The 21,602-nt window shown below is 66.7% G+C and carries 22 protein-coding genes; 10 read left to right on the top strand and 12 right to left on the bottom strand.

What is annotated here, in order from left to right; all coding sequences use genetic code 11:
• Positions 1-713: 713 nt before the first annotated feature.
• Positions 714-1,967 (bottom strand): UDP-N-acetylglucosamine 1-carboxyvinyltransferase, encoded by a 1,254-nt coding sequence (murA, locus tag ACYVHG_RS11810; protein ID WP_461167625.1) that lies wholly within the window; start codon positions 1,965-1,967, stop codon positions 714-716.
• Positions 1,968-2,015: 48 nt separating this feature from the next.
• On the opposite strand from murA, the gene ACYVHG_RS11805 reads away from it, so the two are divergent.
• Positions 2,016-2,591, top strand: a complete 576-nt coding sequence (locus ACYVHG_RS11805; RefSeq protein ID WP_461167624.1) for a cob(I)yrinic acid a,c-diamide adenosyltransferase — start codon at positions 2,016-2,018, stop codon at positions 2,589-2,591.
• Here the strand turns inward: ACYVHG_RS11805 and ACYVHG_RS11800 are convergent.
• The 11 genes from ACYVHG_RS11800 to ACYVHG_RS11750 form a co-directional block, all read right to left on the bottom strand.
• Complete coding sequence (locus tag ACYVHG_RS11800) at positions 2,588-3,016, bottom strand: DUF2550 domain-containing protein (RefSeq protein ID WP_461167623.1); 429 nt, start codon at positions 3,014-3,016, stop codon at positions 2,588-2,590. The genes ACYVHG_RS11805 and ACYVHG_RS11800 overlap by 4 nt on opposite strands.
• A 92-nt stretch (positions 3,017-3,108) precedes the next feature.
• A complete protein-coding gene (locus tag ACYVHG_RS11795) occupies positions 3,109-3,492 on the bottom strand; it encodes a F0F1 ATP synthase subunit epsilon (RefSeq protein WP_461167622.1) in 384 nt (127 codons plus the stop codon).
• A gap of 7 nt (positions 3,493-3,499) precedes the next feature.
• Positions 3,500-4,945 (bottom strand): F0F1 ATP synthase subunit beta, encoded by a 1,446-nt coding sequence (atpD, locus tag ACYVHG_RS11790; protein ID WP_461167621.1) that lies wholly within the window; start codon positions 4,943-4,945, stop codon positions 3,500-3,502.
• A gap of 18 nt (positions 4,946-4,963) precedes the next feature.
• A complete protein-coding gene (locus ACYVHG_RS11785) occupies positions 4,964-5,884 on the bottom strand; it encodes a F0F1 ATP synthase subunit gamma (RefSeq protein ID WP_461167620.1) in 921 nt (306 codons plus the stop codon).
• Positions 5,877-7,511, bottom strand: coding sequence for a F0F1 ATP synthase subunit alpha (atpA, locus tag ACYVHG_RS11780; protein ID WP_461167619.1), 1,635 nt, complete (start codon positions 7,509-7,511; stop codon positions 5,877-5,879). The genes ACYVHG_RS11785 and atpA overlap by 8 nt, the downstream gene beginning before the upstream one ends.
• Positions 7,512-7,556: 45 nt before the next feature.
• The gene (locus ACYVHG_RS11775) at positions 7,557-8,903 is read right to left on the bottom strand and encodes a F0F1 ATP synthase subunit B/delta (protein ID WP_461167618.1); all 1,347 of its coding nucleotides are present in this window, start codon (positions 8,901-8,903) and stop codon (positions 7,557-7,559) included.
• A complete protein-coding gene (locus ACYVHG_RS11770; protein WP_461167617.1) occupies positions 8,904-9,416 on the bottom strand; it encodes a F0F1 ATP synthase subunit B in 513 nt (170 codons plus the stop codon).
• A gap of 33 nt (positions 9,417-9,449) precedes the next feature.
• A complete protein-coding gene (locus tag ACYVHG_RS11765; RefSeq protein ID WP_220658371.1) occupies positions 9,450-9,695 on the bottom strand; it encodes a F0F1 ATP synthase subunit C in 246 nt (81 codons plus the stop codon).
• A gap of 75 nt (positions 9,696-9,770) precedes the next feature.
• The gene (gene atpB, locus ACYVHG_RS11760; protein ID WP_461167616.1) at positions 9,771-10,520 is read right to left on the bottom strand and encodes a F0F1 ATP synthase subunit A; all 750 of its coding nucleotides are present in this window, start codon (positions 10,518-10,520) and stop codon (positions 9,771-9,773) included.
• Positions 10,517-10,930, bottom strand: coding sequence for an ATP synthase subunit I (locus tag ACYVHG_RS11755; protein ID WP_461167615.1), 414 nt, complete (start codon positions 10,928-10,930; stop codon positions 10,517-10,519). The genes atpB and ACYVHG_RS11755 overlap by 4 nt, the downstream gene beginning before the upstream one ends.
• 221 nt (positions 10,931-11,151) lie before the next feature.
• Positions 11,152-12,309: a glycosyltransferase family 4 protein gene (locus ACYVHG_RS11750; protein WP_461167657.1), complete on the bottom strand. Its 1,158-nt coding sequence runs from the start codon at positions 12,307-12,309 to the stop codon at positions 11,152-11,154.
• Between the two features lie 324 nt (positions 12,310-12,633).
• Between ACYVHG_RS11750 and ACYVHG_RS11745 the strand changes: the two genes are divergently transcribed.
• From ACYVHG_RS11745 to ACYVHG_RS11705, 9 genes are read left to right on the top strand one after another with little or no spacing between them, the layout of a single operon-like run.
• Positions 12,634-13,491, top strand: coding sequence for an MlaE family ABC transporter permease (locus ACYVHG_RS11745; RefSeq protein ID WP_461167614.1), 858 nt, complete (start codon positions 12,634-12,636; stop codon positions 13,489-13,491).
• 5 nt (positions 13,492-13,496) lie between these two features.
• Positions 13,497-14,360: an ABC transporter permease gene (locus tag ACYVHG_RS11740; RefSeq protein WP_461167613.1), complete on the top strand. Its 864-nt coding sequence runs from the start codon at positions 13,497-13,499 to the stop codon at positions 14,358-14,360.
• A gap of 3 nt (positions 14,361-14,363) precedes the next feature.
• Positions 14,364-15,581, top strand: a complete 1,218-nt coding sequence (locus ACYVHG_RS11735; RefSeq protein WP_461167612.1) for an MlaD family protein — start codon at positions 14,364-14,366, stop codon at positions 15,579-15,581.
• A gap of 16 nt (positions 15,582-15,597) precedes the next feature.
• Positions 15,598-16,626, top strand: coding sequence for an MCE family protein (locus ACYVHG_RS11730; RefSeq protein ID WP_461167611.1), 1,029 nt, complete (start codon positions 15,598-15,600; stop codon positions 16,624-16,626).
• The gene (locus ACYVHG_RS11725; protein WP_461167610.1) at positions 16,611-17,630 is read left to right on the top strand and encodes an MlaD family protein; all 1,020 of its coding nucleotides are present in this window, start codon (positions 16,611-16,613) and stop codon (positions 17,628-17,630) included. Before ACYVHG_RS11730 ends, ACYVHG_RS11725 begins: the two co-directional genes overlap by 16 nt.
• Before the next feature lie 29 nt (positions 17,631-17,659).
• Positions 17,660-18,733 (top strand): MlaD family protein, encoded by a 1,074-nt coding sequence (locus tag ACYVHG_RS11720; RefSeq protein WP_461167609.1) that lies wholly within the window; start codon positions 17,660-17,662, stop codon positions 18,731-18,733.
• Complete coding sequence (locus tag ACYVHG_RS11715; RefSeq protein WP_461167608.1) at positions 18,733-19,782, top strand: MlaD family protein; 1,050 nt, start codon at positions 18,733-18,735, stop codon at positions 19,780-19,782. The genes ACYVHG_RS11720 and ACYVHG_RS11715 overlap by 1 nt, the downstream gene beginning before the upstream one ends.
• Positions 19,779-20,741 (top strand): MlaD family protein, encoded by a 963-nt coding sequence (locus ACYVHG_RS11710; protein WP_461167607.1) that lies wholly within the window; start codon positions 19,779-19,781, stop codon positions 20,739-20,741. Before ACYVHG_RS11715 ends, ACYVHG_RS11710 begins: the two co-directional genes overlap by 4 nt.
• Before the next feature lie 51 nt (positions 20,742-20,792).
• Positions 20,793-21,581, top strand: a complete 789-nt coding sequence (locus ACYVHG_RS11705) for a hypothetical protein (protein WP_461167606.1) — start codon at positions 20,793-20,795, stop codon at positions 21,579-21,581.
• Positions 21,582-21,602 lie beyond the last annotated feature (21 nt).

Genomic DNA, 21,602 nt, shown 5'->3' with positions numbered 1-21,602 from the left:
AAATAAACGAGAAAAGCCACAACACAAACAACCAAAATAATGATTGTCCATGCGTGCCAAAAAACTTGGCACTGACAATTTCATCGACACACTGTTGAGTTCTCAAAGAACACGCCAAACGCGGCCGTCCACACCAGAAACCCAAAGGCCCCTCACTCATGTGAACCGCACCCTCGCAGGCAACCGTTCCAGGTTACATTCTCACAACCCGCCTGTCAAGGCGACCCGCTCGAAGCAACCGATGTAGCTTAGCAGAACCGATTTCCGTACGCAACTCGCTCTCGCGGGCCGCGCCGGCATCGACATCCAGCCATGGCGAATCGCTCCCTACCGCTCGCTGCGGCGGAAGTATGACTTCCGATTGACTGGCTGCTCGAAGCAACCGGTCTAGCTTAGCAGACCGGATTTCGGTGTGCAACTCGCTCTCGCGGGCCGCGCCGACATCTGATCCGCCCACCACATGGTGCAACCACACGATCGCTACGAGCGCGACCGAGCTAGTCGGTTCTACTTCCGTGGTGGTCAGCACGATGATTCTTGCGAATCGTCCCGGTTTCCGGCATCCGGCGGCGCTTCGAGATTCCGCATGATGCGGTCTCGGTGGGCCTTGCCGGGCGGCGCCGTGGCGCGCTGACTCGATATAAGTTACACAGGTCGAACTCGGAATACAAATCGGCAGGTCATCCACCGGTTCCGACGGTCCGCGAGAGTGCTCAGGGAACCCGCTCGAGCCAGCCTCCGAGGGCCTTCACGTTGTCCACGAAGTGCGGATATCCGCGATCGATGTGGAAGACGTCGTGAACCTCGGTGACACCGTCGGCGCACAACCCGGCCAGGACCAGTCCGACGCCGGCCCGGATATCGGTGGACCAGACCGGTGCGCTGGAGAGCTGCTCCACTCCCCTGATCACGGCGTGGTGACCGTCCGTGCGGGCATCCGCTCCGAGTCGCACCATCTCCTCGACGAATCGGAAGCGTGCCTCGAAGACGTTCTCGGTGATGATGGACATGCCGTCGGCGACACAGGCCATGCCGATCGCCATCGGCTGCAGATCGGTGGGGAATCCGGGGAACGGCAGCGTCGCCACGTTGACCGCATGAGGCCGCTCCGGACAGGCGATCCGGAAACCGTCCGCCCGTTCGGTCACCGTCGCCCCCGCATCCTGGAGCTTCTGCAGAACCACCCCGAGCGTCTCCGGAGCCACACCGTTGACGGTGATGTCACCGCGCGTCATCACCGCTGCGAAACCCCAGGTGGCGGCGACGATGCGGTCACCGATGACGCGGTGCTCGGTGGGATGCAGGCGCTCGACCCCGCGCACCATCAGGGTGTCGGTGCCGATCCCGGAGATGTCGGCACCCATCTGCACCAACATCTCGCACAGATCGATGATCTCCGGCTCCCTGGCGACATTGCTGATCACCGTCAGGCCCGCGGCCAGCACTGCGGCCATCAGGATGTTCTCGGTGGCGCCCACCGACGGGAACTCCAGCGTGATCTCCGCGCCGGTCAACGAATCGGCCTGGGCGACAACACATCCGTGTTCGATGGAGCTGGTCGCTCCGAGCGCGCGCAGACCGGACTGGTGCATGTCCAGCGGCCGCGAGCCGATCGCGTCACCACCGGGAAGCGCGACCACGGCACGTCGCTCGCGGGCCATCAACGGCCCCAGAACGCAGACCGACGCGCGGAACTGCTTGACCGCATCGAAGTCGGCGCGGTGATTGAGGGTGGCCGGCGTGGTGATCCGCGCGGTGTCCCCGTCGAGCTCCACCTCGGCGCCGAGTCCGCGCAGGACATCCGCCATCAGCGGCACGTCCAGGATCTCGGGACAGTTCGTGAGCACCGAGGTGCCCTCGGCCAGCAGAGTGGCCGCCATCAACTTCAGCACGCTGTTCTTCGCGCCGCCGACCGAGACCTCGCCGGCCAGTCGCGCTCCGCCGTGCACCAGAAACTTCTCACCCACGTCGCTCAGCCTATGGCACTGCGGCTCTCGCCGTGACAGCCTGTGAGCATGGCCGTCCACCTCACCCGCATCTACACCCGTACCGGCGACGACGGGACCACCGGACTGGGCGATTTCTCCCGGGTCTCGAAGTCCGATTCACGCCTTCGCGCGTACGCCGACTGTGACGAGGCGAACGCCGCGCTCGGCGTGGCGGTCACCGTCGGACAGCCTGAACCACGGCTCGGGGAGATCCTGCTGCGCATCCAGAACGAACTGTTCGACGTCGGAGCGGACCTGTCCACCCCGATCGAGGACGAACCGGAGCATCCCCCACTGCGGGTGGGCCCGGAGTACATCGACCGGCTCGAGGCCTGGTGCGATGAGTACAACGCGGATCTACCGAAGCTGGACTCGTTCGTTCTCCCCGGCGGAACTCCACTCGCGGCGTACCTGCACGTGGCGCGCACCGTCGTGCGGCGGGCCGAGCGAGCGGCGTGGGAGGCCCGGGGTGAATACGGGGACTCGGTCTCCGAGCTGCCGGCGAAGTACCTCAATCGGCTCTCGGACCTGCTGTTCATCCTGTCCAGGGTGGCCAACCCCGAGGGTGACGTGCTGTGGCGCCCGGGCGGAGCGCGGGACTAGTCCACGCGCTGCCGGCGCGGATCCGGCCGGGACTCCAGCCAGGACTGGAACGCGGTCAGGCCGTCCCGGGCGAAGGCGAGCTCGGTGTCGCCGTGCGGGGTGACCGCATGAACGATCACCATGTCCGGGTCGATCACATCGAGTTCCGTGCCGTGCGGGGAACGCCGGCCGACGATCTCGGTCTGTGCGCGGGGGATCGTCCAGCTGGGACCGAGCCGCACGCTGGAGAGGCGGAAGTAGCGCAGTTCGTGATCGCCGTAGCGCAGAGTGCCGTGCCGCCAGCCCTGCTCCGGCTCGGCCGGTAGATACCTCAGGATGATCGGCACTCCCGCCACCCGCAGGCTGTACAGACGCAGCACGACCACCACGCCGGCGACGAGCACCACCAGCACGGCGACCACTACGCCGAAGACGATGACGCCCATGCCGATCCGCTCCCTTGTCGACGGCCCGAGATGGCCGAAAGCCGGTGGCCCGTTATCGCCGGGCCACCGGCTTTCACGCTGCTGTACCTATATTACTTGCCGGCGAGCAGTTCGAGGGCGCGCAATTGTCCCTGCGCCACCGCCTGCTCGTCGGAACCGTCTGCCGCGGTCTCGAGGGCACGACGCACATCGGCCTCCACGAGCGACGACGCCCACTGGGCACCGTCCGCGAGCACGGTCACCTTCTCACCGGTCACCGAGAGGAAGCCGCCGCGGATCGCCGCGGCCAGCCGCTCGCCGCTGGTGGTATCGATGGCGACCGCGCCACCGCCCACGAGCTGGCCGAACAGCGGCTCGTGGTGAGCCAGCAGACCCAGCTCACCCTCCGTGGTCTGGGCGATGACGAAGGTCGCCTCGCCCGACCACAGCCGCTCCTCGACGGATACGACCTCTACCTGAAACGCCGTGTCAGCCAATTGGAGGTCACTTCCCGGCGATCTTCTTCGCGGCCGCCTCGACGTCGTCGAGACCACCACAGCTGTTGAACGCCTGCTCGGGCAGGTGATCGAACTCGCCCTTGGCGACCCGGTCGAAGGCCTCGATGGTGTCGGCCAGCGGCACGACCGAGCCCTTCTCGCCGGTGAACTTCTCGGCGACGAGGAAGTTCTGGCCGAGGAACTTCTGGATACGGCGAGCGCGCTGCACCGTGACCTTGTCCTCCTCGGAGAGCTCGTCCATACCGAGGATCGCGATGATGTCCTGCAGCTCCTTGTACTTCTGCAGGATGCGCTTGACCTCGTTGGCGACGCGGAAGTGCTCGTCGCCGACGATCGAGGCCTCGAGGATGCGCGAGGTCGAGGTCAGCGGATCCACGGCCGGGTAGATACCCAGCTGCGAGATCGGGCGTGAGAGCTCGGTGGTCGCGTCGAGGTGCGCGAAGGTGGTGGCCGGAGCCGGGTCGGTGTAGTCGTCAGCGGGCACGTAGATGGCCTGCAGCGAGGTGATCGACCGGCCCTTGGTCGAGGTGATGCGCTCCTGGAGCTCACCCATCTCGTCCGCCAGGGTGGGCTGGTAACCCACGGCCGAGGGCATACGACCGAGCAGGGTCGAGACCTCGGAACCGGCCTGGGTGAAGCGGAAGATGTTGTCGATGAACAGCAGCACGTCCTGGTGCTGGACATCGCGGAAGTACTCGGCCATGGTGAGGGCCGAGAGGGCGACGCGCATACGCGTGCCCGGCGGCTCGTCCATCTGACCGAACACCAGGGCGGTGTCCTGCAGAACGCCCATCTCCTCCATCTCGAGGTGGAGGTCGGTGCCCTCACGGGTGCGCTCACCGACGCCGGCGAACACCGAGGTGCCGGAGAACTCGCGGGCGATACGGGTGATCATCTCCTGGATCAGAACGGTCTTGCCGACGCCGGCACCACCGAACAGACCGATCTTGCCACCCTTGACGTACGGGGTCAGCAGGTCGATGACCTTGATGCCGGTCTCGAGGATCTCGGTCTTGCCCTCGAGCTGATCGAAGGCCGGAGGCTTGCGGTGGATGCCCCACTGCTCGCCGTCGCGGCCGAGTCCCGGGGTGTCCAGGCAGTCACCGAGAGCGTTGAAGACGTGTCCCTTGACGACGTCGCCGACGGGAACGCGGATCGGGTGACCGGAGTCGGTCACGTCGGTGCCGCGGACCAGGCCGTCGGTGGGCTGCATCGAGATGGCGCGCACCAGGTTGTCACCGAGGTGCTGCGCGACCTCGAGGGTCAGCGTCTTGGCCACGGACGGGAGGGTGATCTCCGCGTGCAGTGCGTTGAACAGGTCGGGAACGGCGCCGCGCGGGAACTCGATGTCGACGACCGGGCCGATGACCCGCGTCACGCGACCGGTGGCCGCAGCGGTGCCCGCCGACGCGGGCTGGGTAGCTGTAGTCATACTTTCTTATCCCGTTTCTTAGTTTGCGAGGGCGCCGGCGCCACCGACGATTTCGCTGATTTCCTGGGTGATCTGAGCCTGACGGAGCTGGTTGGCCTCACGGGAGAGCGAGATCGCCAGCTCGTTGGCGTTGTCGGTGGCCGCCTTCATGGCCGTACGGCGCGCCGCGTTCTCCGAGGCCGCCGAGTCCAGCAGGGCCGCGAAGACGCGGGTCGCGATGTACTTCGGGAGTAGCGCCGACAGCAGCGTGTCGGCACTGGGCTCGAAGGTGAAGTTGCGCTCCGGGCCCTCGCCCGCGGTGTCCTCCTCGGCCTCCTGCACCACGAGCGGCGCCATCCGCCGCACCTCGGGGTTCTGGGAGAGCATCGAGACGAAGCGGGTGTACACGATGTGCAGCTCGTCGACGCCGTGGGTCTCCACACCGTCGATGGTCACGTACTCCTGCGAGCCGGCCTCGAACAGCTTCACCAGGGTCTCGGTCGCGGCGACCGCGTCCGTATGGTGCGGCTGCTGGGAGAAACCGGTCCACGATCCCGCGACCTTCTGGCCGCGGAAGGTGAAGTAGTCGACACCCTTCTGCCCCATCGCGTACAGGACGGGCTCCTTGCCCTCGTCCTTGAGCAACTGGATCAGCTCACGGGTCTCGCGCAGCACGTTCGAGTTGTAGCCGCCGCACATACCGCGGTCCGAGGTGACGACGAGGATCGCCGCCCGCTTCGGCTCCGGACGCTCGGTCAGCAGCGGGTGGTCGAGCGATCCCGATTTGCTGGCCAGCTCCGAGAGGACCGAGGTCATCTCCTCGGCGTACGGCTTGGCAGCCGCGACCCGAGCCTGCGCCTTGGTGATCCGCGAGGTCGCGATCAGTTCCTGCGCCTTGGTGATCTTCTTGGTCGAGTTCACCGACCGGATCCGCGAGCGCAGCTCACGAATACTAGCCATTGCGCTTGACCTTGATCGTCTCGTGCTCGACGTCCTCGGCGGGCAGAGCGTCGCTCTCGGCCTCGTTGACCACGCGCGAGCCGTCGGAGGCGAGGAAGCTCTGCTTGAACTTGTCGGTCTCGGCCTCGAGGATCTTCGCCTGGTCCTTCTCCAGGACCGCGCCGCCGGCGATCGAGTCGTAGACACCGGAGGCGGCGTGGTGCAGGTGGCTGAGCAGCTCGGCGTCGAACCGGCGGACGTCCTCGACCGGCACCGAGTCGTAGTAGCCCTCACCGCACAGGTAGATCGAGACGATCTCGTCCTCGACCGAGACCGGGCTGTACTGGTCCTGCTTGAGCAGCTCGACCCAGCGGGCGCCACGGGCCAGCTGCGCCTTCGAGGCGTCGTCGAGGTCCGAGGCGAAGGCCGAGAAGGCCTCGAGCTCACGGAACTGGGCCAGCTCCAGACGCAGCGAACCGGAGACCTTCTTCAGGCCCTTCGTCTGCGCGGCGCCACCGACGCGGGAGACCGAGGTACCGACGTTGATCGCCGGGCGGACACCCTTGTTGAACAGGTCGGACTCGAGGAAGACCTGACCGTCGGTGATCGAGATGACGTTGGTCGGGATGAACGCCGAGACGTCGTTGGCCTTGGTCTCGATGATCGGCAGCGCGGTCATCGAACCGCCGCCGAGGGCGTCGGACAGCTTCGCCGAACGCTCCAGCAGACGCGAGTGCAGGTAGAAGACGTCACCCGGGTAGGCCTCGCGGCCCGGCGGGCGGCGCAGCAGCAGCGAGATCGCGCGGTAGGCCTCGGCCTGCTTGGAGAGGTCGTCGAAGACGATCAGGACGTGCTTGCCCTGGTACATCCAGTGCTGGCCGAGAGCGGAGCCGGTGTACGGCGCCAGCCACTTGAAGCCGGCCGAGTCGGATGCGGGGGCCGCGACGATGGTGGTGTACTCCATCGCGCCGGCCTCGTCGAGGGCGGCCTTCACGCCGGCGATCGTCGAGCCCTTCTGGCCGATGGCGACGTAGATGCAGCGGACCTGCTTGGTCGGGTCGCCGGTCTCCCAGTTCGCCTTCTGGTTGAGGATGGTGTCGACGCAGACCGCGGTCTTACCGGTCTTGCGGTCACCGATCACCAGCTGACGCTGACCGCGGCCGATGGCGGTCATCGCGTCGATCGCCTTGATGCCGGTGGCCAGCGACTCCTCGACCGGCTGACGCTCGAGCACGGTGGCGGCCTGCAGCTCCAGCACGCGCTGCTCGTCCGCCTCGATGTCGCCCAGGCCGTCGATCGGCTGGCCGAGCGGGTTGACCACGCGGCCGAGGAACTTGTCGCCCACCGGCACCGAGAGCACATCGCCGGTACGGCGGACCTGCTGGCCCTCCTCGAGCTCCTCGTAGTTGCCGAGGATGACGGCGCCGATCTCGTCCTCATCCAGGTTCAGCGCCACACCGAGCACCCCACCGGGGAACTCGAGCAGCTCGTTCGCCATCGCGCCGGGCAGGCCCGAGACGTGCGCGATGCCGTCGGCGGTGTCGGAGACGACGCCGATCTCCTCGCGCGAGGCGTCGGCCTCGAACGTCGATACGTACTGTTCGATCGCGCCCTTGACGTCGTCGGTTGAGATCGTCAACTCAGCCATGAGTACTCGTTTCCCTCTGTGTGGTTCGGTGAAAGTTCGGTTTGGTTAGCGGGGCAGCTGCTCGGCGGCACGGTCGAGGCGCGAGGCGATGTCGCCGTCGATGACCTCGTTGCCGACGGTGATCCGCAGGCCACCCAGCAGTTCGGGCACGACCTCGGTCTGCACCGCGATCTTGCGCTGGTAGATGCGGGCCAGCAGATCCGAGGTACGGGCCTGCTGAGGCTCGGTGAGCGCCACGGCGGACTCGACGATCGCGACCGACTCACCGCGGCGGGCGGCGGCCAGCTCGGCGATCGAGGCGACCGAGGCGTCGATACGGCCGCTGCGCAGCAGCCGCACCGTCTGGCGCAGCAGCGCGGCGGTGTGGTCGTTGACCTTGCCGCCGAAGACCTTGTCCAGCAGTGCGATGCGCTGTTCGGCGGGCACGCGGGTGTCCGAGAGCATCGCGGTGAGCTTCGGCTCCGCCTCGAGCGCGCGGCCGGCGCGGAAGAGCTCGTCCTCGGTGTCGTCGAGACGGCCGGCGCGCTCTGCGCCGAGCAGCACCGCGACCCGGGCCTGACGCTCGACCGCGGTGGCGAAGTCCGCCGGATCCGACCACTTCGAGGCCGCCGCGTCCTGGACGAAGGCGACGGCGTCGTCGGAGATCTTGCCGCCGAACAGCGTCGAGACGAAGGTGCGCTTGCCCTCGGGGGCGTCCGAGGACTCCGTGAGGTGCTTACGCAGCACCGGCTGCTGGTTGAGAACGTTGACCACATCGGCCAGGTCGTCCGCGGTACGGGCCAGAGCGGCGTCGTCACCGGCGGCGATCCGCTGATCGAAGCCGGCGGACAGGGCCCGGACCGACTCACGGCTCGAAGCCCGCATGGAGCGGGTGCCGATGCGATCGGACTCGGTGACCCGCACCTCGTCCGCGCCCTGGGTCATCTGCTCGAGCTCGTCGAGCGCGCGATCGACCGAGGAGGACTGGTTCGCCGGATCGGCCAGGTAGCCGCGCACCAGCTTGCCCGCGACGTCGACCGCCTCCAGGCCCAGCGCCGAGCGGTAGCCACGGATCAGGTTGCTGCGGTTGAGGGCGATCTGCCCCTCCCCGTGCTCCCCGATCCGAGCGACCTCACGGTCGGTCTGCAGGCGCATCTCGTCACGGATGGCATCGGCGTCGCCGCGTGCCTCGTCGCGGATGCGGCTGCCCTCGCGGGCGGCGTCCTCACGGGCCCGCTCACCGGCGGCGCCGGCCTCGGCCAGCTTCTGGCGCGCCGTCGCGGCGGCCTCGAGCTGTGCCCGCACCGTCTCCTGACGCTCCTTCATGAGCTTCTTGACCAGCGGAACCACGTACTTCCACAGGACGAAGAGGACGACCGCGAAGCCGACTAGGTTTCCGAGAAAAATACCCATCTAGTTCTTCACCACCGAATTGCTTGCGAGTTCGTCCAGCTTCGACTTCAGTGCCGGGTCCTGCGTCACGTCGAAGCCCAGCACGCGGCTGGCCAACGACGCCGAGAGCGGAGCGAGGTCACCACGAGCTGCGCTGGTCGCGGCCTCACCCGCGACCTGCAGCTGCTCGGTCTTCTCCCGCGTGACCGCGTCCGCCTCGGCGCTGGCCCGCTGCTTCTGCTCCTCCATCGAGGCACGGCCGCTGGCGCGCGCCTCGTCGCGGATGGAGCCCGCCTCGGCACGAGCGGAGGTCACGCCGTCGCGGTACTCGGACTCGGCGTCCTCGAACCCCTTGGCGGCCTCGCGGCCGTCCGTTGCGGTCTGGGCGAGCATCGCTTCGCGTTCGTCCAGGACCTTGCGGATCGGCGGCACCACGAAGAACCAGATCACCGAGAGCACGATCAAGAAGATGATCAGGCACGTGATGAAGGTTCCAGCGGTGGGAAGGAGGAAGTTCCCCTCAGCGAGCTGCATGACGTCAGTTCCCGTTTCTGTTCAGGAGGTGGATCAGCCGAGCGGGTTCGCGAACACGAACAGGGCCATGAAGGCCAGGTTGATGAAGTACGCGGCCTCGACCAGACCGACGGTGATGAAGAACGGGGTCATCAGGCGGCCCTGGGCCTCCGGCTGCCGCGCGATGCCGGCGACGAGCTGGGAACCGGCGAGACCGTTGCCGATACCGGCGCCGATGGCGCCGCCACCCATGATCAGGCCGCCGCCGATGAGGGCACCCTGAGCGATGTTCGGATCCATTTATCTTTTCCCTTTCGGTTTCTGGTAGTCGGCCTACCAGGGTCTACAGTCCGCGGCCCGTTCGGGCCGTGGCGGTCAGTGGTCCGTCTTCTCCATGGACATGGAGAAGTACAGGATCGTGAGCAGTGAGTAGATGAACGCCTGGATCAGACCGACGAACAGGTCGAACATCTTCCACAGCGAGTTCGGCAGCCACAGCACGTAGGCCGGCAGCAGCGCGATCAGGGCCACCATGACGGTGCCCGCGAACAGGTTGCCGAACAGTCGCAGCGAGAGCGAGACCGGCTTGGCCAGCTCCTCGATGATGTTGATCGGCGCCAGTCCCACGGCGTGGCCCTTGACGAGCTTGACCGGGTAGCCCAGCACACCGTGGGTCTTGATGCCGGCGGCGTGGTACCAGATGAACACCACGAGCGTCATCGCGAAGACGAAGCTGACGTCGGCGGCCGGCGGCATGAAGATCTCAGCGGGCCCCTCGCTGGTCCCGTACTGCAGGGGCAGCACGGCCAGCCAGTTCGCGGACAGGATGAACACGAACAGCCCGACGGCGAGCGGCAGCACGAAGGGCGCCACCCGCATCCCGATGGCGGACTCGATCTGCTGACGCATCTGGATGGTCAGGGCCTCCCAGAACAACTGCACACCGCTGGGCACACCGGTCGAGGTGACCTTGGCCCGCAGGATGAACGCCAGCGTCAGCACGATCACCGCGGCGATGGACGTGGCCAGGATCGTGTCCCAGTGGAAGGTCAGGCCCCACAACTCGAAAGACTTGTAATGGGCGACCTTGATCGAGGCCTCGGCGGCGTACAGAGTCGTGTTCATGGCTGCTGGCGAAGCCCTTTCAGAACGGGAATGACGGTGTTGAGGACGAGGATGACCTGGCCGGCCGCAAGACCGAAGATCACACCCAGGCCATCGGGCCGGAAGAAGTAGGCGATGACGATCGCGATCACCGAGACCGCACCCAGCCGGACCATCGAGTTCACCGCGACGGGGGCCTTACGGGGCTCGTCCTCCGCGGTGACGGTGGCGACCTTGATGACGGCGAGCTTCGCGTTCAGCAGAGCGAGCAGCCCGCCGACGAAGAACCAGATACCGAGGAAGGTGTGACCGAACGCGACGGAGACTCCGGCGACGACGACGGACAGTCCGGCCAGGATCACGAAGGGATTGGTGAAAGTCACAACACCGCGGGTGAGCGCACCATCGACTGAGGGGGCCGGCGTCGTCATGTCCCCTCCTTCGGGGTCGGGGCCGCGTACGGATTGCGCTCCGTAGCGACTGGGCGGCGTCTGCCGAATCCGGGACATGGGTCACATCGCGGATTCTTTGTGATTGGCTGAGACTCTACCAAGAAGTCAGGACGCTCCCCACATCGGGGTTCGGCCCGACTTCCGTCGTGATCTCACCGATCGACTACACACGATAGTACAACCGCGACGGCCGCCCACGGTCACCGTGACCGCGACCCGCTCGCCGCCCGCGACCTCGGCTTTTCGCCGTAACGTTCGCGCAGCCGCGGCACGATCCGCGGGACCACGGTGACCACGAGAGCACACAACAGCCCGGCGCCGAAGAGCGGCGCGATCAGCGTCGGCGGGAGCATCGTGGACGCGGCCGCGCTCAGGCTCAGCACACCCACCCACAGATAGATCACCAGCACCACCCGGCGCTGACTGTGCCCGAGCCCGAGCAGGCGGTGGTGCAGGTGCATCTTGTCGGCGGTGAACGGGTGCACCCCGGCCCGGGTGCGCCGCACCACCGCGAGCAGCAGGTCCAGCATGGGCACGAACATCACCGCCACCGCGAGCAGGAGCGGCAGCAGCAGCGCGAAGATGTCGGTGGCGCCGTAGGCGTTCTGCGAGATCCGTCCGGACGCCGAGGTGGACGCAGCGGCCAGGGTCAGGCCCAGCAGCATGGAGCCGGAGTCCCCCATGAAGATGCGTGCGGGCTGGAAGTTGTGCGGCAGGAAGCCCACGCAGGCGCCGAACAGGGCCGCGGCGATCAGCGCCGGGGGGTACGAGGGGGCATCGCCCCCGGAGTCGAACATCAGCCCCATGGAGAAGATCAGGATCGCCAGCGCCGCCAGCGCGGCGACACCGGCGAGCAGACCGTCGAGCCCGTCGATGAAGTTCATGGCGTTCACCGTGGCGACCGCCACCAGCACCGTCAGCAGCCCGGCCTGCAGCTGGTCGAGCACGACGGTGGTGTTGATGCCCGGCACGTAGACCACGTTCCAGGCCACCCCCATCACCACCAGCAGGGCGGAGGCGAAGATCTGACCGACCAGTTTGGTGAGCGCGTCGATCCCCCACCGGTCGTCGATCATCCCTACGGTGACGATCACCCCGCCCGCGATGAGGACCGCGATCGCATCGTTGGAATAGGTGAACCCGCGGGTCAGCGCCGGCAATTGGGCGGCGAGGAAGATGCCGCCGACCATGCCCGCATAGATGCCCACGCCACCGAGGCGCGGCGTGGGGACCTCGTGCACGTCCCGGGCGCGCGGCACGGCGACCGCGCCGAACCGGGTGGCGACCACCCGGACGAGTGAGGTCGCAAAAAATGCGACAACTGCAGCTGTCAGTCCTACTACCAGCAATTCTCGCATCGGTACACCTGCGGCACCGGCCCCGATGACCGCGCCGCCCGACGCCTGAATGTGCACGCGTGCGAATGTACTCGCCCACCCACGGCAGCCTGGTACGGCAGGCCGACGACGACCGGAATCGGTTCGAGCCCACCCGTTCTGAACTGAGGCGATACCCACGCCGCCACCGAACTGCAGGAATGTTACTGACGAGTCGCTCACCCGCCTCAGCGAAGCGGGCCAATGGCGCACATCACACTCGGGACCGTTATAGTGTCCTCGGTCATACCCCGGAAAACGCAGGCGTGCGGATCGGTGTAGCCACTGTCGAGAGGAGGCGTTCGGGTGACGGAGACCGTTGCACAGGGCGCGAGAACAGCCAAACGACCGTCTTACTGGTCGATCATCAGCAAGAACTTCTCGTCGACCGTCGTTGACTCGTTCCGCACCATCGGCCGCAGCGTCCGGATGCTGATCATGACGCTGGTCGCCATGGTCACCGACACCGTGCGCGGGCGCCTGCAGTGGAAGGAAGCGCTCAACCAGGTCTGGTACATGATCGGTGTCACCACCGTTCCCGGAATCCTGATCGCGATCCCGTTCGGCATCGTCATCTCCATCCAGGTGGGGAACATCATCAGTCAGCTCGGCGCGGCCTCACTGTCCGGTGCCGCGGGCGGCCTGGCCGTGATCACCCAGGGCGCGCCGATCGCCACCGGCCTGCTGCTCGCCGGCGCCGGCGCTTCGGCCATCGCCGCCGACCTCGGGGCGCGCACCATCCGCGAGGAGACCGACGCCATGCGGGTGATGGGCATCAACCCGCTCAACCGCCTGGTCGTTCCCCGCCTGCTGGCCGCGTGGATCGTCTCCCCACTGCTGAACATCCTGATCATCGCGGTCGGCACCATCGCCGGTTACCTGGTCGCGGTCGGTGGGCAGGGCGTCACGCCCGGTGCGTACTGGCTCTCGTTCGGTTCCTTCGCCAAGCCCGTCGACGTGTGGATCTCCCTGATCAAGTCCCTGATCTTCGGCACCGTCATCGCGATCATCGGGTGCCAGCGCGGCCTGGAGGCCCGCGGCGGCTCACGCGGCGTGGCCGACGCGGTCAATGCCACCGTAGTCCTGGCGTTCGTGGTCATCTTCGCGCTGAACCTGCTGATCACGCAGGTCACGACGATGTTCTTCCCGATGCAGGTGGGTTAGGAAACATGGCAACCGTCTACCGCCCTCGGGGCACACGCTGGTTCTTCCGGATCTTCGGCGGCTCGGGCTCGGCCTGGGGCGTCTTCGACACCCTGGGGCACGTCGTCTCGTTCGTGGCCGAGGTGATCCGCACCGTGCCGCACGCGATCAAGCACTACCGGTCGCAGATCATGTACATCCTCACCGACATCACCTGGGGCCGCGGCGCCCTGATCGTCGGCGGCGGTACCGCCCCGGTGCTCGCGGTCCTCGGTATCACCGTCGGCGGCATCGTCGCGGTGCAGGGTTTCGCGATCCTCAACATGCTCGGCATGGGCCCGCTGACCGCGGTGGTGGCGAGTTTCGCCAACACCCGTGAGTTCGCCCCGATCCTGGCCGGTGTCGGCTTCGCCGCGCAGGCCGGATGCCGCATGACCGCCGAGATCGGCTCCATGCGGATCAACGAGGAGATCGACGCCCTGGAGTCCCTGGGTCTGCGTTCGGTCTCGTTCGTGGTCACCACCCGCGTGCTCGCCGGCCTGATCGCGGTGGTCCCGGTGTACCTGATCACCCTGATCCTGTCCTGGCTGGCCTGCGCCTGGGTGGTCAAATCCGTGTACGGGATGCCGTCGGGCACCTACGAGCACTACTTCAGTCAATTCGTCAGCGGCACAGACATATTCTTCTCCGTGATCAAGGTCGCGGTGTTCCTCACCGCGGTCATCGTCATCCACTGCTACCAGGGTTTCTTCGCCTCCGGCGGCCCGGAGGGCGTGGGCACGGCATCGGGGCGCGCGATCCGCGCCAGCCTGGTCGCCGTGATCGTCCTCGACCTGATCATGACCGTCACGCTGTGGGGCTTCACCTCCCCGGTCTACTTCAAGGGGTAACCAATGGGAGTCGTATCCGTACCCGGTCTCTCACTCGAACGCTCGGTACTGCGCCGGCGGGGCCTGATCACCGTCGCGGTGATCCTGGTGCTGATCCTGGTGGGTTGGCTGGTCAAGAGCATCTGGCCCAAGGACGAGTTCTCGTTCACGCTGCGCTCCCCCTCGGTGGCGGCCGGCGTGGTCGACGGTGCCCCGGTGCGGATCCAGGGCGTCCAGGTGGGCACCGTGACCGGCATCCGCGCGCTCGGCAACGGGCAACAGGGCGTCACCCTGACGATGAAGTCCGCCGACGGCCGGTCGCTGACCAACAACCTCGAAGCCGCGTACTCGGCGGGCAACCTGTTCGGCGTCACGGAAGTCATCCTCACTCCGCACGAGGGCGGCGGTGAGCTGCGCGACGGGGCCGAGATCGCACCGACCAAGCCGATCACCGACAACACCGTCTCGAACATGATCGCCACCATCGGTGACGTCAACAGCGAGGCGCTGCGCCCGCACATGAGCCAGATCCTGCTGAACTTCGACGCCTCCTCGAAGGCCATGCTGCCGCTGTTCACCACGCTCGGCAGCATCGCCCAAGCGGTCCAGGACACCCAGAAGCTCTCGACCGCACAGACCTTCCCGCAGGTCACGCAGGCGATACAGCGAGCCGATTCGGCGGCCACCGCCGTCATTCCGGCGATCAAGGCGCTCTACGCCTACCAGCCGCTGCAGGACAAGCAGTGGACGGACCGGGCCAAGGCGTCCCTGGACGCGCTGACCAACAACAACGACAGCCTCACCGCCGCCCTCCAGAAGATCCTCACCCCGGAGGCGCTCCAGGGACTTCAGGTGAGCACCCCCATGCTGGTGAACCTGATGAAGCCGCTGTTGACGGCCTTCCCGAACGGCAGTGCGGGCACCGTCGGCATCCAGATCGGCCAACTGATCGACAACGTGCGCAAGGCCATGCCGAACACTCCGAACGGCCCGATGCTGAACGTGCGCCTGTCGGTGGACTTCCCGGCGGTCGCCGCTGCGCTGCCGCCACTGCCCACCTTCGAGTACGTACCGCCCAAGCCGGGCGAGCGGCCCGCGGGCACTCCCTCGGCGCCCCCGGCCGTGGCCGCACCGTCCGCGGGCGTCCCGGTCTCACCGGGCCCGGCAGCGGCGTCCAAGCCGGCCACCGCGGGCACCGGTACCGTTCCGACGAGCACCCCGACCCCGAAGCCTGGGAGCTGAAGCCACGATGAAGTCAATGAAGATGACCGCGGTCAAGATCGTGGTCTTCGCGGCGGTGATGGTCCTGCTGCTGGTGCTGGTGATGCAGGCGCTCACTCGGCCGACGCAGGGTGACGTCGATACCTTCCATGCCAAGTTCAAGGACGTCTCGGGCCTGAAGGTCGGCGACGACGTACGCATGCTCGGTGTGCAGGTGGGCAAGGTCCGCAACATCGAGGTGCAACAGTCCTCGGACCACCGCCTGTCCAACGCGGCGGTGACCTTCACCCTGCAGCGCGAGCGCAAGTTCCGCACCGACGACACCGTGGCCATCCGGTACCAGAACCTGACCGGCACCCGGTTCCTCGAGGTGCAGCCGAACCCTCAGCGAGGGTCCGCACCGCAGGTCAAACCCGGTAGCACGATCGAGGAGAACCGCACCCAGTCCTCGTTCGACATCACCACCGTCTTCGTCGGGCTCAAGCCGGTGCTCTCGACGCTCAACGCCGACGACATCAATCACCTGAGCCAGTCGGTGCTCGCGGTGATCCAGGGCAACGGCCAGGGACTCGGTCCCCTGCTCGAGTCCCTGGACAAGCTGATGGCGGTGAGCGACGACCGGCAGCGGGTACTGACCCAGCTGATCACGAACCTGGGCTCGGTCTCCCAATCGATCGGTGGCGCCTCCCCCGGGCTGACCACGGTGCTCAAGCAGCTCGACGTCTTCGCCCGCTCACTCGCGAGCAACGTCGACTCGATCCGTGAATGGTCCGACAAGACCTCGGGCGTGGTCAGCCGGACGAACGCGCTGCTCGCGGCGCTGGGCCTGACTCCGAACGAGAACCCTCCGCTGGATGCGATCGTCGCCAACGCCATGCCGATCGCCGAGCAACTGGTCGGCGCACTGTCGACGCTGCCCGGCATCGTGCAACTGCTCAACGAGGGCACCAAGCCCCAGGCCGGCAACGACGTCGCGCTGAACTGCAGCAGGGGCGAGGCGAAGCTCCCCGGGATGATGAACCTGTTCGTGGCAGGGCAGAAGGTGACGATATGCAATCCAAAGTGAAGCTGTTCAACCGGCCGATGCCCACGGCCGCACAGGATCGCCGGAGCCAACTCAACTGGGGCATCTTCGGTGCCCTGATCGGTGTGATCGTCCTCGCCGTCTGCGGTTACCTGTTCGTCTTCAAACCGGGTACCAAGGAGTACTCGGCCGACTTCCGCGAGGCGCAGGCCGTGCAGTCCGGCATCGATGTCCGGGTCGCCGGGATCAGCGTGGGCTCGGTCTCCGGCGTCGAGCTGCTCGACGACCGGGTCCGGGTGAAGTTCCGGGTCGAGAACGACGTCTTCGTCGGCGATGCGACGACGGTGACGATGAAGATGCTCACCACCGTCGGCGGCTACTACATGGCACTGACCCCGATGGGATCGACCGACCTCGGTGACAAGCCGATCCCGCCGGAGCGGGTCTCCATGCCGTACAGCCTGATGGAGACCTTCCAGCAGGCGACGCCGAAGGTCGAGAAGGTCCAGGCGACGCCGATCCGGCAGTCCATGGCGCAACTCAACGACGCCCTGGAGAGCCAGCCGGAGTCGATCCGCAACACGGTGACCACCTTCAACAAGATGCTCGAGAACATCCTGCGGCAGCAGGATCAGGCGGGCGACTTCGTCAAGGTGATGTCCGAGTACTCGACCACCGTCAACAACAACGGTGAGCTACTGCTGTCACTGATGCGCAACATGAGCACGTTCTTCTCCGCCGCCGAGGTCAACCTCGCGGGGTTCAAGAGCTACCTGAGCAACACCACCCAGATCGTGCAGCGCGTCGCTCCCCTACTGAACGTGTACCTCAACAACATCGATCCGTTGACCAGTCGCTTCGATGCGCTGCTGGTGAAGGCGCGCGAGCTGGTCAAGCAGGCCGAGCCGGCCATCGCCTCCGCCAAGGAGATGCTGGCGGGGCTGCAGAAGACGATCGCACCCGACGGCACGATCCAGCTGAACCAGTCCGAGAAGACCTTCCTCGCCACCAATGTCTGCATTCCTAGCCCGGGGGTGACCTGCTGATGCGTAGATTCCTCGCTTCCCGTGGCGCGATGTCCGCGTTCGTGGTGATCGTCGCGGTCGGTCTGGTCCTCGGCGGTGTGGCGTTCAAGGGACTGACCGAGAAGATGACCTCGTACTGCGTGCAGTTGGACAACTCGGTCGGCCTGTTCACCGGCAGCAAGGTGGCGCAGTTCGGCTATCCGATCGGCGAGATCACCGAGATCACCCCGAACGGGGCGACCACCCGGGTCGACTTCAAGATCCCCTCGGACCGCAAGCTGCCGACGAACGTCGGTGCGGTGGCGGTAGCGGACTCCCTGGTCGCGCAGCGCCGGATCGAATTGCTCCAGCCGTACAAGGGCGGCCCGACCTGGGATCCCGGCAAGTGCATCACCAACGCCAAGACGCCGCTGTCGATCACCGAGTCGCTGCAGGCGGTCTCGAAGGTGGTCGACGATCTGGCCGCGGCCGGCGGTGAGGACGAGTTCCGCCGGGCGATGGCCTCGATCCCGGCACTCAACCGCGCCACCCGCGGAACCGGCCCCGAGGTCTCGCAGATCACCAACCGGCTCGGTGAGCTGATGCGCAATCCCGGCCCGGGCATGGGCGACGTCGCGGCGATCCTGGACTCGTTCGCCCCCGCCTCGGACGGTCTGGTGCAGAACTGGGACGAGATGCGCGCCTTCCTCACCACCTACGCCTTCCGGATCAAGAACGTGGCCGAGCCGCTGATGGACACCGGTATCGGTGCCTTCCCGCAGATGGTGCCGCTGCTGAAGACCCTGGCGACGGTGTTCGACAAGTACGGTGCGTTCATCGCCCCGCTGCTGCAGGTGACGGTGCCGGCGACCACGCTGATGGCGGCAACCACCAAGCAGTTCGGCGACCTGCTCAACATCCTGCCGCCGCTGATCCGGGCCTTCCAGGTGAGCGTCGACCAGCGGACGCTGGCCACCAAGATCACCTACCGGCCCCCGTCGGCCCTGGTGCCCTCGAAGAACCCCGCACAGACCTGCAACAACCTGAACCGGTTCGCGCCGGGGCAGTGCAAGGTCGCCGACGCGGGTCACGTCAACGTGGAGCTGATCTCCACCGTCCTGCGCGCGACGGGAGCGGCGTACTGATGCGCAATCCACTGATCAGACGAGTGCTCAAGGCCGCTGCGGCCGCGGTCGCGGCGACCAGCCTGCTTGCGGGTTGCTCCTCCCTCGGATTCAACCCGTCCTCGATCCCCGCGCCGGGCCAGCCCGGTGGCGGATCGGGGTACGTGGTCCACCTGGACTTCACCAACGTGCTGAACCTGCCGGACCGCGCGCGGGTCGTCTTCGACGGTGTGGTCTCGGGCCGGCTGCAGAAGGTCACCCTGGCCGACGGCAAGGCCGTCGTCGACGTCAAGATCAACGACGGGGTGAAGGTCCCGAACACCGTGACCGCGACGCTGCAACAGGACACCATCCTCGGTGATACCTACGTGGCGCTGAAGTCGACGCCGGGCAAGTCGGGGACACCGCTCAAGGCGGGTGACACCGTGCCCACCTCGCAGACCAAGCCGCCCACGCAGATCGAGGACATCCTCGCCGATCTGGCGAACTTCCTCGGCAGCGGCTCGCTGATGCAGCTGCAGGACACCTTCTCCCGGATCAACGGCAACCTTCCTGCGGATCCGCAGAAGCTCTCCGGCCTGGTGAAGACGATGTCGCAGACCGTGATCGATCTGGGCGCGCAGAACAACAACGTGAGCCAGGCGATCACCTCGGTGGGCAGCCTGGTCACCACGGTCAATCAGAACGACGCGATCCTGCTAGCCCTGCTCGAGCCGACAGGAAACTGGTTCCCGGACTCGCTGGAGATCACCGCCGGCTCGGTCCAGGTGCTCAGCCGGGTCTCCGATGCGCTGGCACCGCTGGTCTTCACCGCTCCCCTGCTGGACGCCTCGACGGCGACCGTGGCGACGGTGATCAAGCCGCTGATGTTCCCCGGCTGGCCGAACATGAACGGCCGGCAGGCGAACCTGGCGAACCTGGAGGACCTGCTCAAGAACAAGGTGCTCCCGTTCCTGGCGAGCGGGGCCAAGGTCAACGTCAAGGAACTGGGCACCAACGGTGGTGTGCCCAACGCCGAGGCCGCCCGCCAGGTGGTCAACAATCTGCGCATGTTGGGAGCGGTTCCGTGAAAAAGAGCACCTTCTTCAGTCTCCTGACGTTCGCGGTGGTGCTGGTCTTCGGCATCGGCTACATCGCACTGGGAATCCTCAACTGGAAGCCCTTCGCGGACTACCGCAGCGTGACCATGAAACTCGACAACGCGAACCAGCTGCTGCCCGATTCCTCGGTGCTGCTGCGCGGCGTCAAGGTGGGCAACGTCGAGACGATCCACCGCGAGAGCGGCAAGGTCGTGGTGAAGTTCCGCTACGACGGCAAGTACAAGATCCCGCAGAACACCGGTCTGCGGATCGAGCAGCTCTCCGCGGTTGGCGAGCCGTACATCGACTTCCGGCCCGATTCGATGAACGGCCCGTACCTCGCCGACGGTTCCACCATCGACACCGCGAAGGTCAAGGAGCCGCTGTCGCTACCGGAGACCTTCAAGCTGATCTCCCGGCTGACCAGTAGCATCACCGCCACCGACCTCGGTGGGATCACCGAGACCCTGGCGGATGCGACCAGCAACACCCAGGCCTCGCTGCCCAACCTGTCGCAAGCCGGTGACCTACTGGCCCGCACCGTCACCTCCCGGATGCCGAACATCCGCCGGATGATGGAGAACACCCAGAAGTACCAGGCCGATATGAACTGGCTGCCCGGGGCGATCGCCGACTTCGGTTCGGCGAATCGTGATTTCATACGCAAAGACGTGGAGGTGATCCGGGCACTGGAGATCCTGATGGCGGGTTCGAACGCCCCGGACTCGCTGACCAAGACGATCAATCCGAACCTGCTCAAGATCGCCCCGGACACCAGCAAGCTGCTGGCCAACCTGGGTCCGATCAACGAGCCGCTGGTCCCCGTCGTACAGGCACTGACCGATGTCATGCCACAGATCGACATGGGCGCGCTACTCTCGCAGGCGTTGAACACGGTCGGTTCCGACGGTGCCGCGAACCTCACGGTGGTCATCCCGCCGAAGAAGTAGTGCACACGAGCAGGACACCGACTCACCACGAAACGATTGGCTACGCGACAAGTGACTGATTCCACCCCGGACGACAAGAACCTCACCGAGGACGCGACGACCGAGGAGACCGCGCAGGACGCCGTCGATGAACCTGCGGCCGCCACCGGCCGCGCGCCGCGGCCCCGTCGGCCCGCCGCCGAGCGCGCCGGGGCGCAGGCCGCGACCGCGAAGGCCACGCTGACCACGGTGGTGATCACCGTGGTGATCATCGCACTGCTCGCCACGGCGATCCTGTTCGGCGTGCTCTGGTCGATGAAGAAGAGTGAGCTCAGCGACGTCCGCGACGCCGCCGCGGATAAGGCCAAGGCCGAGAAGGTGGCCTTGGACTACGCCTCGGGAGCCGCGACCTTCGACTACCGCGATCTCGCGCCGTGGCGCGCGAACCTGGTCAAGGGGGTCTCCCCGGACCTGAAGAACCGTCTCGACGCCACCGCCGGGGCCCTGAACCAGCTGTTGCAGCCGCTGCAGTGGGTGTCCAAGGCCACCGCAATGGACGCGGTGGTGAACTCGGAGTCGGGGTCGGTCTACAAGGTCAACGCCTACGTGCGGGTGCAGACCACCAACGTCCAGGCGGCCAGCGGCCGCGAGGTGGTCACCGTCTACAACGTGACCCTGGACAAGGACAAGGACTGGCAGATCACCGACGTCGGCGGGCCGGTCGGCGATCCCGCGTCGTCCGGTCAGGTGCCTGCGGCCCCTGCTCCGGCGGCTTCGGCCCCTGCGGAGAGCCCTGCGGCTCCGGTGGCCCCGGCCCCCACGGAGAACCCGGCGGCGCCGGTCCCGGCCCCCGGTAACTGACCACACGCTCCTGACGGCACG

This window comes from Tsukamurella serpentis, assembly GCF_054780975.1.
The sequence above is the reverse complement of the archived record's forward strand: the minus strand, read 5'-3'. Positions and strand labels throughout refer to the sequence as shown.